Origin of the sequence: Nonomuraea recticatena (assembly GCF_039533245.1) — a bacterium.
GTDB lineage: Bacteria > Actinomycetota > Actinomycetes > Streptosporangiales > Streptosporangiaceae > Nonomuraea > Nonomuraea roseola.
In genome coordinates this window covers 1-1,002 of the sequence record NZ_BAAATE010000125.1, presented here as the reverse complement: position 1 = coordinate 1,002, position 1,002 = coordinate 1, and the positions used below count along the sequence as shown (strand labels likewise).

Annotated in this window: 1 protein-coding gene; it reads left to right on the top strand. The window is 64.0% G+C overall.

Annotated features, from left to right (window positions below; genetic code table 11):
- Window positions 1-125: 125 nt before the first annotated feature.
- The coding region (locus ABFX50_RS50675; RefSeq protein ID WP_346158477.1) for a hypothetical protein at window positions 126-1,002 on the top strand (877 nt) is incomplete at its 3' end.

The window sequence follows — 1,002 nt, the reverse complement described above, 5'->3', positions numbered from 1 at the left end:
AGGCAGCGCGGAGCTGAGGGTGGCGGGGCAGCGATCTTCTCTTGGTTGGCCTTGCGCCCCAAGGTGGTCGAGGGTGCTGGTAGGGCGGACATTGATAGTCCTCTATGGAATGTTCACTCTATCGGGTGATGACACCGTCGCGGTGGGATGTCATCATTGAAGTACGAACAAGGAAGCGAAAACAGGCAGATCATTCGAGAACAGGTGAGGAGGCGAGACCCATGGCCCACTGCAACACCCACACCACTCCGACTCCCTCCCCCGTCTCGATCCTCGCCGGTTCCTCCGACCGCCGCTCTCAGGCCGCCGCGATCCGATCGGCCCTCGATGAAGCCGCTGCCGGTATCAATGCCTTCCACTCCCAGGTCCTCTCCTCCGTGATCGCCATGAAGGAGCAGGGTCTGCACCGCTCCGAGTTCGGGTTCTCCGCCCTGCGGGATCTGCTGCTGTCCCAGTTCGACTTCACGTTCAACACGGCAGGATCCATCGCGGCCATCGCGAGACTGTCAGGGAAGTTCCGGATCCTGGCCAAAGCGGCAACGACAGGAACCGCCAGGATCGACCAGGTCGCCTATGCCGTCCGCCAACTCGACCAGACCCCCGCCATGAGACTCTTCGCCCGCACCCCCTTCCGCACCCCTGCGGTCTCGCCTTTCGATGCCTCGGTCGAGTGCACGACTCCAGAGGCGATGGTCGCCCAGTACTGCCAGCACGCTTCCTTCAAAGACCTGCGGCGGCACCTGGATGAGCTGTGGGCCTCGATCGCCGAAGAGACCGAGCTGTTCGACGAGTTGGGTGAGCAGTCCCTCCAGCGCCTCGAACTGACCGAGACCGGCAACGGCATGTGGCACCTCGAAGGCCCCCTCTCAGAGGCGACCGGTCGGCTGTTGGACAAGTACTTGAAGACCGCCTGCCCGCCGCCTCGCCAGGAGGACACCGAGGCCGGCAGCGAAGACGACAGTGAGGGTCTGCTGCCCGCGCAGGCGAACCGGAATGCCGAGG